The sequence below is a fragment of the Blautia sp. HCP3S3_B11 genome (assembly GCF_052064435.1).
GTDB lineage: Bacteria > Bacillota > Clostridia > Lachnospirales > Lachnospiraceae > Blautia_A.
Genome location: NZ_JBQHVP010000029.1, coordinates 1 through 14455, shown reverse-complemented (window position 1 = coordinate 14455; position 14455 = coordinate 1). Strand labels below are relative to the sequence as shown.

Sequence of the window (14455 nt, the reverse complement as noted above, 5' to 3'; positions counted from 1 at the left end):
TGGATTGTGTTTGCGATTACCGCCTCATTCCTGTATAATAAAAATGTTATCAATGGCGACATCATTTCAAAAGTTCAGAATATGAAAGGAAAACGTTTTGGAAGAACTATACAGAAAATATCAGGGAAAAACAATAAAAGATGACTATGGGAAAAATTCCAAGGAATTTATAGATTTTGCAAATGACATGAAAAAGAGCATGAAAATTAATGCCGCAAAATATGGATTAAGGCTTATTACCTTTGAGACGGGGCATTACGATATGTGCGGATATTTTAAGGACAACGAAACAAAAAAAGTATGCATATTTTTCATTCCATGAATGCAGGAACCACCCCATAGATTTCGACATGATGAACTCTAAGGGATTTCTCGTCCGTTCTGCAAAAGGATTGAACGATTGCACTGGAGGATACAACAACTTTACGGACTTGAAGGGATTTTTCCAACTGGTAAAGCAGATTACTTCCAGTGAAAGAGACATAATGGCGAACGATACTCCGTACAAAAACTAACATTTCATTTGTTCATATCGTATCTTTTGTATATGTCAGGCAGTCAAAGGACTGTACTTATACAAAAAGGAGAAAAAAATGAACAGAGGAAATAAGGCAGAATGCCCAGAAAATGAGAAGTGGCAGAAATTTAAGAAAGAATTCTGGGGAGAGAAAAAAGTAAGAACATACTTTGAGATATGCTATTACGATGCTGATTTCTTTTCCTTTAAAGGAAGAACCTTGTACATGATATTATTTATGTAGAAAAGTACACATTGGAGATTGCTCATGAGAAAATTTATGAGTATAAAAATCGTCCGGTGATGTGTGGAATTGTATCCATACGTCACCGGATTTTTTTGTTTTTCGGGTGCGAAATGCGAATACACCGCTATATGTCGCTACTCGGAAAGATCCCGTTTCATGGCTTCGTCGATGGCTCGGTTGATAAAGGCAGTTGCACTTTCTCCCATAGCTTCAGCGTGTTCCTTGATGATGGAACGTTTCTCTGGGGTTACACGAACTTTTATTTCAACGAATCGATCATTGTATTTCTTATTTGCTCGTCTGCGAGCCTCTGAAAGCTTTGAATGGGTGGTTTTTTCTTCACTCATGGTATTTCCTCCGACTATGTGTTGTTGCAGATCTAAGAAGAGTATAACACAAAATGGTACATGAGACCATGTAAAATTCTAAATTAAAAAGGAGACGGAGCTTATGAAGAATCAGAAAAACAGAAGTATGAAGGTATATTCCCAGAATGGAAGAAATTATAAAGCGACACCAACAATTATTCTGAAGGGCCAGTGGCTGGAAGAGATGGGATTTGCGATCGGAGATTATATTTCCGTCAGCTGTGAGAATGGGAAGCTGGTGATTACGCCGGATACTGAAAGAGCGGAGCTGGAGCAGATGAAGGCTGATTTTATGGAAAAGGATACTAAGAAGCTGCAGAAGCGATTCCAAAGAGAAAAGGAAGAGCTGTATGCGCAGTTTGTAGCTGAGAAAAAGGCACAGTACATGGCAGAGAAGGAGGAACAGTAATTATGAGTAAGGTTATTGTAAGAGGAGTTGATCGATTATGAAGGCTAATAATAGAAGAAAAGTATTTGGTGACGCAGTGGACCTGTTAATGGATGATATCGAGGAAAAAACGGCAGCTGGCGGATTGAGGATGCTTTCGATAAAGAAAATCCGGCCTTTCCATGATCATCCATTTCATCTGTACGAAGGAGATCGTTTGGAAGACATGGTTGCCAGTGTAAGGGAGCATGGAATTCTTAATCCAGTGTATCCGTAAATGGAATAGAGGAGAACTGCCGGTGGCTCTGATTCATCCTGCATCAGCAGGGCATGGTCTCAATCTGCAGTCAGGCGGAAATATCTTAATCTAGTTTGGGCTTACCTGGAGCCTGGAACTGTATCAGCAGACAGTGGCCAGATTGTGGAGGCAGGGACAGTCGGCGGAGACGGTAGTGGTTCAGCATATTATTACTGCAGGAACGATAGATGAAGATGTCATGAAAGCATTGGCCGATAAGGATATGACACAAAACAGATTGATTGCTGCTGTAAAAGCGAGGGTAACGCATGGTAGGTAAGAATTTAGCAGAGGATTCATATGAACGTCTTGCAAATGCCATTATTCTTAGTGCAGTTTCTGATTATAGAGCCGCACTCAAAAGGGTAAAGCGTAATCAGAGAAGCAAAACAGCAATAGATGAGGCTTTACGGATAGAGAAATTCTTCAGAAGTCCGTGGTATCAGCAACTGACTTCAGTGGATGGAGAGCTTTTGATAAGAAGGCTTCAGGATGAAATAAGACAATCAGAGTAAATTCGAGGGAGATTTTTATTTTATCGGAGGTAGCATATGACAGCAAAAGAGTATTTGAAGCAGGCGTATCTTTTGGATAAGCAGATACAAGTTGAGGTTAAGAAACTGGAACAGCTTCGGGAGATGCGTGGCACCATTCAGGGATGCAGCTATGGGGAAAAGATTGGTACGAATCCTAACAGAAATCTGGAGGCTCCATTTATTAAAACTATTGAGAAGATATGGGAGTATGAGAAGAAGATTGATGGTAAGATTAATAGATTGGTAGATCTTCGCTCAGAAATCAATACAGCGATTGAAAAGATGGAGAATTCAGAGGAAAGGCTTCTTCTTAAATATCGTTATCTTAAGGTAGGGGGTATCGAAATCTCTACAGGCCTGTCTTCTATAGAACGGCGGGTGGGTGTTGCGTGTGCAGTCGCGAAATGGAATATGGGGGTATAAAACATTTCAATATGCATGAATATGCCGAAATGTTTCGCAATGTTCCCTAAAAAAGATATATGTATCTTTAGAAAGAAAATCGCAATACTATCATTAAAAAGGATGTTTTTGCATAAGTTCGAAAAGTTTGTAGTGTTGTAAGATAAAAAGAGTTGCCAAAATGAGGACAAGATAAAGAAAAATAAAAGAAGCATGTTAAGAAAACGTTGACTTTCTGCGGCGCTAAGAATATAATAAACGTGTATAAGGGAGACTACTGCTTTGAATTATGTTGGAGGTAACAGTGATGGTAAAGGCAAGCGAGATTATTAGTAACAATATAATGAATATTATGAAACAGAATGGAAAAAAGCAGATTGACCTTGCAGACTATCTTGGTGTGTCTAAGCAGGTTATAAGCAAGATGCTTACCGGTGGCAGGATGATCAATGCAATTGAGCTACAGAAGATTTCAGAGTTTCTTGGCACTTCCATGGAAAATCTGGTTAAGCGTCCAGAGGTATTTGAAGAAACTAATGCCATAAAGGCATTTATGGGTAAGGTGGAAACCCAGGAAGCAAGAGATGGACTTGAAATTGCAGATGAGATTGCAAATCTTATTTGTTTTTATGCGCGTACCCGTGAGAATGCAGAGGAAATGATGAAACCGTGGGAGGCTTAGAATTATGTGCCGAGTTTTGGATAATAGTCTTTTTGTTAAAGACAGAAAGAAATATGTAAAAATAAGTGAATGTGCAACAAGTTTCAATTCACTCTATAATAAAAACAATATTATTCAGGATGATATCTTCAATGTGTTGGAGAATTATGTGGCACGCCATGATATGCCATTTGATATGCTAAGATATCCTATTGAGGATACGGCTTTGTGTGCATGTACTTTCATTCGCAAGGGACGTATGTTTGTTATGATTAATTCTGCTTTGCCATTATCAAAGCAGATATTTGCTGCAGCACATGAGCTGTATCATATTTATTGTTATTTTGAAGAACATGATTCTGAATTGTTACAATCCGGATCAATTTTGGCATCCAGTATTATAGATGAAGAAGCAAAAGAGATTGAGGATATGGAAGCAAATGCTTTTGCTGCTATTTTATTGGCACCAAAGGAACGACTTGATGAACAAACAGATGTGTACAATTTATCATATAAAAATATTTCTGTGCAAACTATTCTTAAGATAATGGACATTTTTGCAATTCCATATAAGGCGGCAGTAATTCGCCTTTTGGAGGAAGATAAGATTGATGCAAAAGATGCAAAGAAACTTTTGCAGGTCGCTGAAGAAGAGATTAGCAAACAAATGAAACTCACGGGAAAAGCTGCACGTTGGCAGGAAATACATAAGGATTTTGTTAGATTTGGAAGTTTATCAGAATTGATGTATGACGTTGAGCAGATGGATGCAGTTCGTGATGAGCGGTTGTCAAGTGATAAGAGCAGATTAACTGAAATAATGAAAAACTTAAGAAAACAGTGAGGTAGTGCCTATGGGAATAGATAAAAAATATGCCTTGCTGGATACTGACTTTTTGTATAAATCACATTTGGCAAGAAACGCAAAAAATCATACACTGACAGACTTCGTCATTGAATTTGCGGAGTATGAATTTTTCTGCCATGAAATGATAAAAAAGAACTGAGCAGACATGAACTGAATCCGGATCCCAATCCTTGGCTTGAAGAGAAAGTTAAAGCTGGAAAAGTGAAATTGTATACGGATCGAGAGATTGTAAGTGAATTAGGAAAATTATATGGAGAAGAAGCAACAAGCATATATTTAGAATTACTAGAAACGAGTTGCGATACTTTTAATGCCAATTTTTATAAACAGTACTACGGTTCGTTGAATGAGATGGAGAACCTGAACGATGTTGAGGCATTTTTGGCGCCATTAAAGGAATGTGATGATAATGTTCCACATAAAAAGGGACTGGGCGAGAAAAAGAGTTATGTTCTAATTCAGATGATGGAACTTATGTATGGTAATCGTGTGTATGTGTTTTGTTCAGATGACTTTAAAGCAAGACAAAGTATAGCGAGTTTGGAGACACCAATTTATTGCATCAGCATATTAGGGGTCTTCTATAAGTTGATGAAGATGGGAAAGAAAAAATCTGAAATGCAGGAATATTATAATCGTTTAGCTGCGTTTCTAAAAAATCAGACTGAATATAAGGTTTGGTCTGTATCTGGTCACCAACATGATGGTGTGCCTATTCAACAAGTGTTTGATGAAATATACGATGGAAAGTTTCGGATGTTGCAGAATGGAGATTTGCAATACATAAAGTAAAGTGTCTGTTGACATGGGAGTAAGCCTTGAGGGAGTAATCCTTCAGGGCTTTTATAATGCAAAAAAAAGAGGAAGGAGGGATTCCGATGGCTGGAAGAAAGCCAAAGCCTACGGCAGTAAAGAAATTGGAAGGCAATCCGGGTAAAAGAAAACTGAATAGCAAAGAACCGGTTCCGGCAAAGGGAATACCTGCTTGTCCTGACTGGTTAATGCCGGAAGCAAAGAAGGAATGGGAACGCTTGGCTGAGCTAATGAATCAGATGGGTGTTCTTACAGAAGTGGATATGGCAGCGTTTGCTGCATATTGTCAGTCTTATGCAAGATGGAAGGAAGCTCAGGAGCATATTACTTCGGAGGGTTCTACCTTTGAGACTGATAAAGGATATCAGAAGCAGACATCTTGGATAGGAATTGCAAATACGAATCAGAAGTTAATGCTGCAGGCTGCATCTGAGTTTGGACTTACGCCGTCATCCAGATCACGTATTGTGGCTGGTAATGCTAAGGGTAAGGAACCTGAGGATGAGATGGAAGCATTGCTTGGGGGTGATGCTTAATGGCAAAGGAACCAAGACCAAAGGGATATCCAAAGCTTAAGAATTATAAACCTTCGCAGTTTATGCTTCCCACTTCTCATTATGATAAGAAGAAAGCAGATAGGGCGGTTACTTTTATTGAGAATCTCTGCCATACAAAAGGTAAGTGGGCTGGAACACCATTCTGGTTATTACCGTGGCAGGAGCAATTGATAAGAGATATTTTCGGGATTGTAAAACCTGATGGGAACAGACAATTTAGAACTGCATTTGTGGAAATATGTAAGAAGGTAGGTAAGAGCGAATTAGCAGCAGCCGTCGCTCTTTATCTTTTATATGCAGATAATGAGCCAAGTGCTGAAGTGTATGGTGCAGCGGCGGATAGGCAGCAGGCATCAATCGTATTTGATGTAGCAAAGCAGATGGTTGAGATGTCACCTGCTCTGATGAAGAGAAGTAAGCTGATGGCAGCAACCAAGAGAATTGTTAATTATGGCAATGCTGGTTATTACCAGGTGCTTTCAGCTGAGGTTGGTGGAAAGCATGGATTTTCAGTTTCAGGACTGGTATTTGATGAGATTCATACCCAGCCAAACCGGCAGTTATACGATGTACTTATAAAAGGTTCATCGGATGCGAGACAGAATCCGCTTCACTTCATAATCACGACTGCAGGTAATGACAGACATTCCATCGCTTTTGAGCTGCATACCAAGGCTGTTGATATATTAGAAGGTAGGCGTGTGGATCCGACTTTTTATCCTGTGGTCTACGGACTTAAGGATGATGAGGACTGGGAAGATGAAGCGAATTGGTACAAGGTAAATCCTTCACTTGGATATACGGTTGATATTGAAAGACTTCGTGATGCATACCGTGAAGCAAAGCAGAATCCAGCGGATGAAATCACTTTTAAGTGGTTTCGTATGAATATGTGGGTGTCCAGTACAACAGCTTGGATTCCAGATGCAATCTATATGAGAGGCAATGAGCCAATTGATATGAATGCGCTGGAAGGAAGGGATTGTTATGCCGGATTAGACTTATCAAGTACAGGTGATATCACAGCTCTGGTACTGATGTTTCCACCAAAGGATAAGGATGAAAAGTACATTGTGCTTCCATTCTTTTGGGTGCCGGAAGATACGATACTAAGAAGAGTTAAGGCTAATTCAGTTCCATACGATGTATGGGAGAAGCAGGGGCATATTTTAGCAACTGAAGGTAATGTCATTCTTCATTATGATTTTATCGAGAAGTTCATTTATGATTTGGCTGAAAAATACCACATTCTGGAAATAGCGGTAGACCGTTGGAATGCGACACAGATGATCCAGAACTTAGAGGGCGAGGGATTTACCATTGTTCCTTTTGGGCAGGGATTTTCTTCAATGTCGGCTCCTACGAAAGAGTTCTACAGACTTTTGATGGAAGGACAGATTATTCACGGAGGACATCCGGTACTTAGGTGGATGGCAGGTGATTGACCTTTTCTACAGCCTGAAGGCGCCTTACCGTAAGAATGCGGTTTGGGTACTGAATGATGCGACTGTGAAGCAGATCCGTAAGCTTAAGGATACTACCGGTCAGTATTTATGGCAGCCTTCTTTAGTTGCAGGTACTCCGGACACGCTCCTTGGAAGACCTGTGAAGACTTCTGCATTCATGCCTACTGCGGCAGCCGGTGCAAAGACTATCGCATTCGGTGATTTCAAGTATTACTGGATTGCAGACCGTCAGGGCAGAACCTTCAAGAAGCTGTCCGAGCTTTATGCTGCGAATGGTCAGGTGGGATTCATGGGAACTCAGAGAGTCGATGGTAAGCTTATCCTTCCTGAGACTATCAAGGTTCTTCAGCAGAAGAGTGGTTCTTCATCCTAAGTAACTGGTGATTGTGGGGAGTCGTGAAATGCGGCTCCCTTTTGAATGGGGTGATGTTTGATGGCAGTAGTTTCATTGGAAGAAATGAAGAATTATCTGCGGGTGGACTTCGATGACGATGATGCACTGCTTGAAGGCATCATTGTTCAGAGCCAGCAGATATGCATGGATATGGCAAGGTTTACAGACCTGCAAGAGTTTGAAAAACAACCCGTAAGTAAGATTGCTGTGATGTATGCGGTGGCTTATCTTTATGAGCATCGTGAGGACGCAGACCATAAGGCACTTACGGTAGTGCTTCGGGCATTGCTGTTTGGAATCCGAATACCGGGATTTTGATGGGAGGAATTGCTTTGAATGTGTCTTTGATGAATGAAAAAGTGACTTTTCAGAAGAATGTGGTGGTGGCGGATGTCATCGGCAATCATAATAATGTGTGGGAAGATTTCTATACCTGTCACGCAACGATAGGTGGTGAGGGTATGGCAAGCTCCAAGGAAAAGGAAGAAGCCGGAACTATTGTTGAGGATGTGAGTATGACGGTAACTATCAGATATTGTCGAAAGGCATCGGAGATTGGTTCTACTACCCACAGGATTGTTTTCAGGGATGAGATTTATGATATCACGAATGTGGATCATATGAATTTCAAGAAGAAGAGTCTGAAATTCAGCTGTAGGAAAGTGAGGCGGTAAGCATGGCAACGGACAGATGCAGGATTGACCAGATGGCACATGTCATTATGGAAGGTTTGCAGGAATACGCTGACCTTGCGACAGAGGATATGAAGGCCGCTGTGAAGAAAGCAGGTAATAAAGCCAAAAGGGAAGTACAGGCAGGTGCTCCGGTTAAGACTGGGAAATATAAAAAGAGTTGGGCTGTAAAAACGACCAAGGAAAATGCAAATGCGATGGAAGTCACTGTGCATTCCAAGAATCGTTATCAGCTGGCACATCTGCTTGAATTTGGACATGCCAAGCGTGGTGGTGGCAGAACGAGAGCCTTTCCGCATATCGCGACCGCAGAAGAGGCTGCAGCTGAACTTTTGGAAAGAGAAGTGGAGGCGGCATTGAAATGACAATAGAAAACTTAGTGGAGATGCTGCAGGAGTTAAAGATTCCTTTTGCATATGATCACTTTGCAGAGGGAGAAAGTCCTGATCCGCCATTCATTTGTTATCTGATTCCGGGCAGTAATAACTTTGCTGCTGACGGCAGGGTGTATTTCAAATTGAATGAAGTCAGGATTGAGATGTACACCGATTTCAAGGATATTTCTTTGGAGTCGAGAGTAGAGGATGTCCTGGATGGACATGAGATTTTTTATAACAAGTCGGAAACATGGATCCAGAGCGAGAAGCTTTATGAGGTCATGTATGCCTTTGAGATGTAAACATCTCAAAGCATGCCGCCGGCGGATGGCAGAAATGCACAAAGGAAGATGTCAGCTAAAGCTGACGTGCATTTCACCGCAATTTTGCCGAGGCAAAATCGAATTTATGAAATGGAGGGTTTGAATAATGGCTAATAATAAGGTCAAATACAATCTTAAGAATGCGCATTATGCGATGCTTCAGACAAGTGAGGAAGGTGTAGTTTCCTTCGGCACTCCTGTTGCATTGCCTGGTGCGGTTTCGATTTCTCTGGATGCCAATGGGGAACCAGAGAATTTCTATGCTGATGGTACAGCATACTATGTAATAAATAACAACATGGGTTATGACGGTGATCTGGAGCTTGCGATGATTCCTGAGGATTTCAGGGTATCTGCTTTAAATGAGACTCTGGATGATAACAAGGTTTTGATTGAGGATGCGAACTCTGAGTTGAACAGATTTTCTCTTCTTTTTGAGTTCGATGGAGATGTGAAGCATATCCGTCATGTCCTTTATAACTGCTCTGCAAGTAGACCTGGCATCGAGGGCAAGACAAACGAAGAGAGCAGGGATGTACAGACGGAAACTCTTACCATCAAGGCAACACCGCTTCCTTCCGGTGTGGTTAAGGCTAAGACCGGTAATGAAACAGACAATACGGTTTATGCCGATTGGTACAAGGCGGTTTATATGCCGACCATTACCGGTGTGAACACAAGTGTAAAATGATAAGTTTGATTGATGGGCTGGGACAGAAATGTCCTGGCTCTTTTACTTTATTTTGAAAGTGAGGACTTTGATTATGAGTATGGTTAAGAATATCGAAATTGACGGAAAGCAGGTGCCTTTTAGGGCAAGTGCTGCGATTCCGAGAATATACAGGATGAAGTTCCAGAGAGATATCTATAAGGATCTGGCTTCTTTGGAGAAGGCGATTGACAGTAACAGCGAAGAGGTGAGCAACCTGGATTTGTTCTCTTTGGAAATGTTTGAAAACATTGCCTATGTTATGGCAAAGCATGCAGACCCGAGTATTCCTGATACACCGGAAGAGTGGCTGGATGATTTTAATACATTCAGTATTTATCAGGTGCTTCCAAAGATTATAGAGCTTTGGGGATTGAATGTCAGATCGGATGCAGAGGCTAAAAAAAACTTCGTGCAACAGACCGTCCGATGACAACACCGCTGTTCCTGTTGAGGTGCGTCCAGTTGGGGATTAGTATTCGTGATTTGGACTTACTTACGATTGGAATGGTGAATGATATGTATGTTGAGAGCGGAAACGATCAGGATGCGGACAAGAATTACAGTGTGCTGGCTACACAGGCTGATTTTGACCGATTTTAGAAGGGAGGTTTTTACTCTTCGTTCAATACATTTTGTATGACAGACGGATATAGTGCTGATATAATAGCGTATGAGATTGTGTCTATGTTGTAAAGCGTTGTTGGGTGATTTGGTTAACACCGATATATTTATTTTATTAGGAACAGAAAATTTGAATAACTGCGCGTCGCATTCTCGTTACTTCAGTGATGAGTTAGATGCGCAAATTTTTTATTAAAAGAAAGAACATATGTTTACTTCTGGCACTATATGTGCTAAAATATAGACATGGGTAATAGAAAAAACAACAGAAGCTGAGAAAAGAGTTATCGGGGAGAAATAAAAATGCAGATAATATCCAGTTATGGTGTAGAATTACGAAAACAGAATATCCCGATCCGCCAGACGCTGGAGATCTACCGTTCTGCTGTTAGCTATCTGATTGGGATTTATGTGCAGGTATGGGAAGAATTAGCAGAAATCCCGGATGCAAAGAGGCGTTTTAATGCTGCAGAACATTTGGTACATACTACGAAGAAAAACCATGCCTGTTTTGATTTTGATATCCGGTTCCCAAAGATGCCTTCCTATCTGCGCAGATCTGCCATCCAGCATGCACTGGGGACAGTATCCTCTTATAAAACACGGCTGGATCTATGGGAAAAGACAGACGGAAAGAGCGGGAAACCAAAGCTTGTATATGAAAACCATGCTATGCCGGTCTTCTACCGTGATGTCATGTACCGTGAGGGAGCGGAAGGGAAAGACGAAGCATACCTGAAACTCTATGATGGCCATGACTGGAAATGGTTCTGTGTACGTCTGGAGCATACGGATATGGAATATCTGAGAAAATACTGGTCAGGGAAAAAGGTATCTGCCCCGACTCTGGAAAAGAGACACCAGAAGTATTTTTTGCGTTTTTCCTATAAAGAGGAAGTAACACTTACCAAAACACCTGTGAAAGAACAGATCATCTGCAGCGTGGACTTAGGGATCAATACCGATGCAGTCTGTACCATCATGCGGGCAGACGGAACTGTCCTGGGAAGAAGATTCATAGATCATCCCAGTGAAAAAGACCGGATGTACCGCACACTGGGACGGATCCGCAGATCCCAGAGGGAACATGGCTCTGCGCAGACACAGGGAAGATGGGCATATACGAAACGTCTGAACACAGAACTGGGTAAAAAGATTGCAGGTGCGATTGTAAGATATGCGGAAGAAAACCATGCAGATGTGATTGTGTTCGAGTATCTGGAGATGCAGGGGAAGATATCGGGAAAGAAAAAACAGAAGCTGCACCTGTGGAGAAAGAGGGATATCCAAAGATGCTGTGAACATCAGGCACACAGGAGAGAGATGCGGATATCCCGGATCTGTGCATGGAATACCAGCAGACTGGCTTATGATGGTTCCGGGGCGGTAACACGTGACCGGGAAAATCACAGCCTCTGTACTTTCCAGACAGGAAAACGATATAATTGTGACCTGTCAGCATCCTATAATATAGGAGCCAGATATTTTATAAGGGAACTTTTAAAACCCCTTCCGGCAACGGAAAGGTCTTTGCTGGAGGCAAAAGTCCCTCCTGTAAAGCGCAGAACCTCATGTGTCTATGCAGACTTAAGAGAACTTCATCTGCAAATGGAGATCTTAAAAGCAGCATAAACACAGGCAGATATACAGCGGATTACCTGTAATGTGGGAACCTGCCGTATCCGGCATGGAAAAAGCACATAACTGTGCAGACCTAAGTTACAGGCGTATCCGCCGATATTCAGTCTGACGCCTAAAGCGTCTGGAAGCACGTGACTTTAGCCATGTGAGGTTCACTTTTACGTTGTATGAACACAATATCATCAGGTAACTAAAATTAACATAATTCATATAAATATGTAAAGATGAGTTGGTAGATATTTAGGATATTTCCTTTATCATAGAGATATAAGCTATGAAAGGAATTAAAACTATGGTGAAGAAAATGATGAAAATTGTAGGAATTGTATTTTTAGTGTTGCTCATAGTTGGCATCGGTATCTTAGTATATTTGTGTTATCAAAATCTGCATTGGTGGGAAAAAGACATGAAGCAGATTGAGAAATTGGGTGTTATGGAGAGGTATGCTACACTTCCAAATGGAAATGTTATTAACTATGGGGAGTTAGAAGGGGATGGACCGGCTCTTTTATTGATTCATGGTCAAATGGCTTCGTGGGAGGATTATGCATCTGTTATGCCTGAGTTACATGAAAACTGGCATATATATGCGATTGATGTATATGGACATGGAGAATCTACCCATAAAGAAGAACTGTACTACTTAGATGTAAATGGAAATGATATTATTTGGTTTATTGAGAATGTTATAAAGCAGGAAACGGTTGTAAGTGGACATTCAAATGGAGCATTGACTGCAGCATATGTTGCTGCTTATGGTAGTGAACTGGTTAAAGGTGTTGTGTTAGAAGACCCGTCCGTATTTTCAACGCAAGGAGAAAATTGGGAGAAAAGCTTTGCATATCTTGATACATACAAACCTTTGCATGACTACATTTCTTCTGAGCAAACAGAATGCTGGGAGGCATATTATTTGAGACATTGCTATTGGGGAGAGTTGTTTATGAAGGATTCTATGCCGGGGATTGCTAATTATGCACAGCATTATAGTAAAAAGCATCCGGGAGAAGAAGTGAAGATTTTTTTCATGCCGGCTAGTGCTACTATTACTTTTCATTATGTAAAGCAATATGATATGTTGTATGGCGAACACTTTTATGATTTGACTTGGAACAACGGAATTACTCATGAGCAATTACTGTCAGATATTACAATTCCTTGTATATATTTACATGCAAAAGAAAATGTGGCAGATAATGGGGTTTATTTATGTGCAGCATCAAGAGAACAGGCGGAAAGAGCAGTTGCGCTAATAGGAGATAATGCTCAGTTGATTGAAACAGAAGACAGTAATCATGATATTCATGGTACACATACACAAATTTACGTGGATGCAATCAATAGTTTTTTAGAAGAAGGTATAAAGTAAAATGCTTAAAGAAAATATTTCAATGCTTCGAAGTGTAAATGGATATTCACAAGAGGAAGTGGCGGAGAAAATTGGTGTTTCCAGACAGGCTTATGCAAAATGGGAAAAGGGAGAAACTGTTCCAGATGTGGAGCGTTGTCAGAAACTAGCAGAACTGTATGGGGTAACAATTGATTCCCTTGTAAATTATTCTGATAAGATAGGTACAACTACTTTGACTCCAGGACCAAAAGGAAAACATATTTTTGGAACAACCAAAATAAATGACCGCGGACAAGTTGTTATTCCAAAGAAAGCAAGAGAACTCTTTGGAATAAATAACGGTGATTCATTGGTTGTTTTAGGGGATGAGGCAGAGGGGATTGCACTAATTAAAGCAGACATATTTGAAAAACGATTAAATGATACATGGAACAGTATAAAACAAGAAATCAGCGAGTAAGCGACAAATTTCAGTCTTCCGGTGAGATTGAAAGCGCGCATGAATTTGAATTTGATTGAGGAAAGAAAATGAAAGAACTAATTATTTATGTACATGGTAAGGGTGGTAACGCTGATGAAGCCGAACATTACAAACAACTTTTCACCGCAAGTGATGTTATAGGATTTGATTATCATTCGCAAAATCCTTGGGATGCGAAAGAAGAATTTTCAAAGTTCGTTGATTCATATAGCGCCAAATATGATTCTGTGATTTTGGTTGCTAACAGTATCGGGGCTTTCTTCTGCCTATCTTCTCTTTCAGATAAACAGATTGATAAAGCATTTCTGATTTCTCCTATCGTTAATATGGAAAAGTTGATATGCGATATGATGTTATGGGCGAATGTAAATGAAAGCGAACTTGCCGAGAAAAAAGAAATAAAAACCGATTTCGGAGAAACGCTATCTTGGGATTATTTATGCTATGTACGAGAAAATCAGATAGAATGGAATGTTCCAACGTATATGTTATATGGTGAGAAAGACAATTTGACTTCATTCGAAACCATATCTAAATTTGCAAATCAGATGAATGCCTCACTTACTGTAATGCGCAATGGAGAACATTGGTTTCATACAGACGAACAGATGGAATTTCTCGATAATTGGATTAGACAATCCATTCTATAAATTCTTTAGGCTAGAATCAATAGCGGTGTAAACGAAAAAGCAGTCTTAAACTATAGAAAAACTGCCCTTTCGTTTGCACCGCGTTTGATTTT

General features: G+C 40.5%; 23 protein-coding genes and 2 pseudogenes. 24 read left to right on the top strand and 1 reads right to left on the bottom strand.

Going from position 1 to position 14455, the window contains the following annotated elements; genetic code table 11:
• Nucleotides 1–97 precede the first annotated feature (97 nt).
• A complete protein-coding gene (locus ACTNC0_RS17250; RefSeq protein ID WP_055059592.1) occupies nucleotides 98–322 on the top strand; it encodes a hypothetical protein in 225 nt (74 codons plus the stop codon).
• Between the two features lie 271 nt (nucleotides 323–593).
• Nucleotides 594–761 carry a hypothetical protein gene (locus ACTNC0_RS17245; protein ID WP_441088367.1) on the top strand — a complete coding sequence of 56 codons (168 nt, stop codon included), beginning with the start codon at nucleotides 594–596 and terminating at the stop codon, nucleotides 759–761.
• A gap of 137 nt (nucleotides 762–898) precedes the next feature.
• On the opposite strand, the gene ACTNC0_RS17240 is transcribed toward ACTNC0_RS17245, so the two are convergent.
• Entirely contained in the window at nucleotides 899–1111 is a 213-nt protein-coding gene (locus ACTNC0_RS17240; RefSeq protein ID WP_005612420.1) for a hypothetical protein, read from the bottom strand.
• A 103-nt stretch (nucleotides 1112–1214) separates the two neighbouring features.
• On the opposite strand from ACTNC0_RS17240, the gene ACTNC0_RS17235 reads away from it, so the two are divergent.
• The 22 genes and pseudogenes from ACTNC0_RS17235 (at nucleotide 1215) to ACTNC0_RS17130 (ending at nucleotide 14363) form a co-directional block, all read left to right on the top strand.
• A complete protein-coding gene (locus tag ACTNC0_RS17235; protein ID WP_441088366.1) occupies nucleotides 1215–1541 on the top strand; it encodes a SymE family type I addiction module toxin in 327 nt (108 codons plus the stop codon).
• A 37-nt stretch (nucleotides 1542–1578) separates the two neighbouring features.
• Nucleotides 1579–1797 carry a hypothetical protein gene (locus tag ACTNC0_RS17230; RefSeq protein ID WP_441088365.1) on the top strand — a complete coding sequence of 73 codons (219 nt, stop codon included), beginning with the start codon at nucleotides 1579–1581 and terminating at the stop codon, nucleotides 1795–1797.
• Nucleotides 1790–2098 (top strand): annotated as a pseudogene (locus ACTNC0_RS17225) (DEAD/DEAH box helicase); the annotation flags it as partial. The gene ACTNC0_RS17230 and the pseudogene ACTNC0_RS17225, both read left to right, overlap by 8 nt.
• Nucleotides 2088–2333 (top strand): hypothetical protein, encoded by a 246-nt coding sequence (locus tag ACTNC0_RS17220; RefSeq protein WP_441088364.1) that lies wholly within the window; start codon nucleotides 2088–2090, stop codon nucleotides 2331–2333. The pseudogene ACTNC0_RS17225 and the gene ACTNC0_RS17220, both read left to right, overlap by 11 nt.
• Nucleotides 2334–2369: 36 nt before the next feature.
• Nucleotides 2370–2777, top strand: a complete 408-nt coding sequence (locus ACTNC0_RS17215; RefSeq protein WP_441088363.1) for an RNA polymerase subunit sigma-70 — start codon at nucleotides 2370–2372, stop codon at nucleotides 2775–2777.
• A gap of 286 nt (nucleotides 2778–3063) precedes the next feature.
• Nucleotides 3064–3438: a helix-turn-helix domain-containing protein gene (locus tag ACTNC0_RS17210; RefSeq protein ID WP_441088362.1), complete on the top strand. Its 375-nt coding sequence runs from the start codon at nucleotides 3064–3066 to the stop codon at nucleotides 3436–3438.
• Between the two features lie 4 nt (nucleotides 3439–3442).
• Nucleotides 3443–4261, top strand: coding sequence for an ImmA/IrrE family metallo-endopeptidase (locus tag ACTNC0_RS17205; protein WP_441088361.1), 819 nt, complete (start codon nucleotides 3443–3445; stop codon nucleotides 4259–4261).
• A gap of 231 nt (nucleotides 4262–4492) precedes the next feature.
• Nucleotides 4493–5077 carry a hypothetical protein gene (locus ACTNC0_RS17200; protein ID WP_441088360.1) on the top strand — a complete coding sequence of 195 codons (585 nt, stop codon included), beginning with the start codon at nucleotides 4493–4495 and terminating at the stop codon, nucleotides 5075–5077.
• Between the two features lie 86 nt (nucleotides 5078–5163).
• Nucleotides 5164–5634 (top strand): phage terminase small subunit P27 family, encoded by a 471-nt coding sequence (locus ACTNC0_RS17195; protein WP_441088359.1) that lies wholly within the window; start codon nucleotides 5164–5166, stop codon nucleotides 5632–5634.
• Nucleotides 5634–7100, top strand: a complete 1467-nt coding sequence (locus tag ACTNC0_RS17190) for a terminase large subunit (RefSeq protein ID WP_441088358.1) — start codon at nucleotides 5634–5636, stop codon at nucleotides 7098–7100. The genes ACTNC0_RS17195 and ACTNC0_RS17190 overlap by 1 nt, the downstream gene beginning before the upstream one ends.
• Nucleotides 7090–7494 (top strand): annotated as a pseudogene (locus ACTNC0_RS17185) (phage major capsid protein); the annotation flags it as partial. The gene ACTNC0_RS17190 and the pseudogene ACTNC0_RS17185, both read left to right, overlap by 11 nt.
• A gap of 60 nt (nucleotides 7495–7554) precedes the next feature.
• Nucleotides 7555–7833: a head-tail connector protein gene (locus ACTNC0_RS17180; RefSeq protein ID WP_441088357.1), complete on the top strand. Its 279-nt coding sequence runs from the start codon at nucleotides 7555–7557 to the stop codon at nucleotides 7831–7833.
• 20 nt (nucleotides 7834–7853) lie between these two features.
• Entirely contained in the window at nucleotides 7854–8189 is a 336-nt protein-coding gene (locus ACTNC0_RS17175) for a phage head closure protein (protein WP_441088373.1), read from the top strand.
• Between the two features lie 2 nt (nucleotides 8190–8191).
• Nucleotides 8192–8572 (top strand): HK97 gp10 family phage protein, encoded by a 381-nt coding sequence (locus ACTNC0_RS17170; RefSeq protein ID WP_441088356.1) that lies wholly within the window; start codon nucleotides 8192–8194, stop codon nucleotides 8570–8572.
• Nucleotides 8569–8886, top strand: a complete 318-nt coding sequence (locus ACTNC0_RS17165; RefSeq protein ID WP_441088355.1) for a hypothetical protein — start codon at nucleotides 8569–8571, stop codon at nucleotides 8884–8886. Before ACTNC0_RS17170 ends, ACTNC0_RS17165 begins: the two co-directional genes overlap by 4 nt.
• A gap of 127 nt (nucleotides 8887–9013) precedes the next feature.
• The gene (locus ACTNC0_RS17160) at nucleotides 9014–9598 is read left to right on the top strand and encodes a major tail protein (RefSeq protein WP_441088354.1); all 585 of its coding nucleotides are present in this window, start codon (nucleotides 9014–9016) and stop codon (nucleotides 9596–9598) included.
• Nucleotides 9599–9671: 73 nt separating this feature from the next.
• Nucleotides 9672–10049: a hypothetical protein gene (locus ACTNC0_RS17155; protein ID WP_441088353.1), complete on the top strand. Its 378-nt coding sequence runs from the start codon at nucleotides 9672–9674 to the stop codon at nucleotides 10047–10049.
• Nucleotides 10046–10219 (top strand): hypothetical protein, encoded by a 174-nt coding sequence (locus ACTNC0_RS17150; protein WP_004058561.1) that lies wholly within the window; start codon nucleotides 10046–10048, stop codon nucleotides 10217–10219. Before ACTNC0_RS17155 ends, ACTNC0_RS17150 begins: the two co-directional genes overlap by 4 nt.
• A 324-nt stretch (nucleotides 10220–10543) precedes the next feature.
• Nucleotides 10544–11872 (top strand): IS200/IS605 family accessory protein TnpB-related protein, encoded by a 1329-nt coding sequence (locus ACTNC0_RS17145; protein ID WP_441088352.1) that lies wholly within the window; start codon nucleotides 10544–10546, stop codon nucleotides 11870–11872.
• A gap of 283 nt (nucleotides 11873–12155) precedes the next feature.
• Entirely contained in the window at nucleotides 12156–13250 is a 1095-nt protein-coding gene (locus ACTNC0_RS17140; RefSeq protein ID WP_441088351.1) for an alpha/beta fold hydrolase, read from the top strand.
• A gap of 1 nt (nucleotide 13251) precedes the next feature.
• Nucleotides 13252–13692 (top strand): helix-turn-helix domain-containing protein, encoded by a 441-nt coding sequence (locus ACTNC0_RS17135; protein ID WP_441088350.1) that lies wholly within the window; start codon nucleotides 13252–13254, stop codon nucleotides 13690–13692.
• Between the two features lie 68 nt (nucleotides 13693–13760).
• Nucleotides 13761–14363, top strand: coding sequence for an alpha/beta hydrolase (locus ACTNC0_RS17130; RefSeq protein ID WP_441088349.1), 603 nt, complete (start codon nucleotides 13761–13763; stop codon nucleotides 14361–14363).
• The last annotated feature ends 92 nt before the right edge of the window (nucleotides 14364–14455 follow it).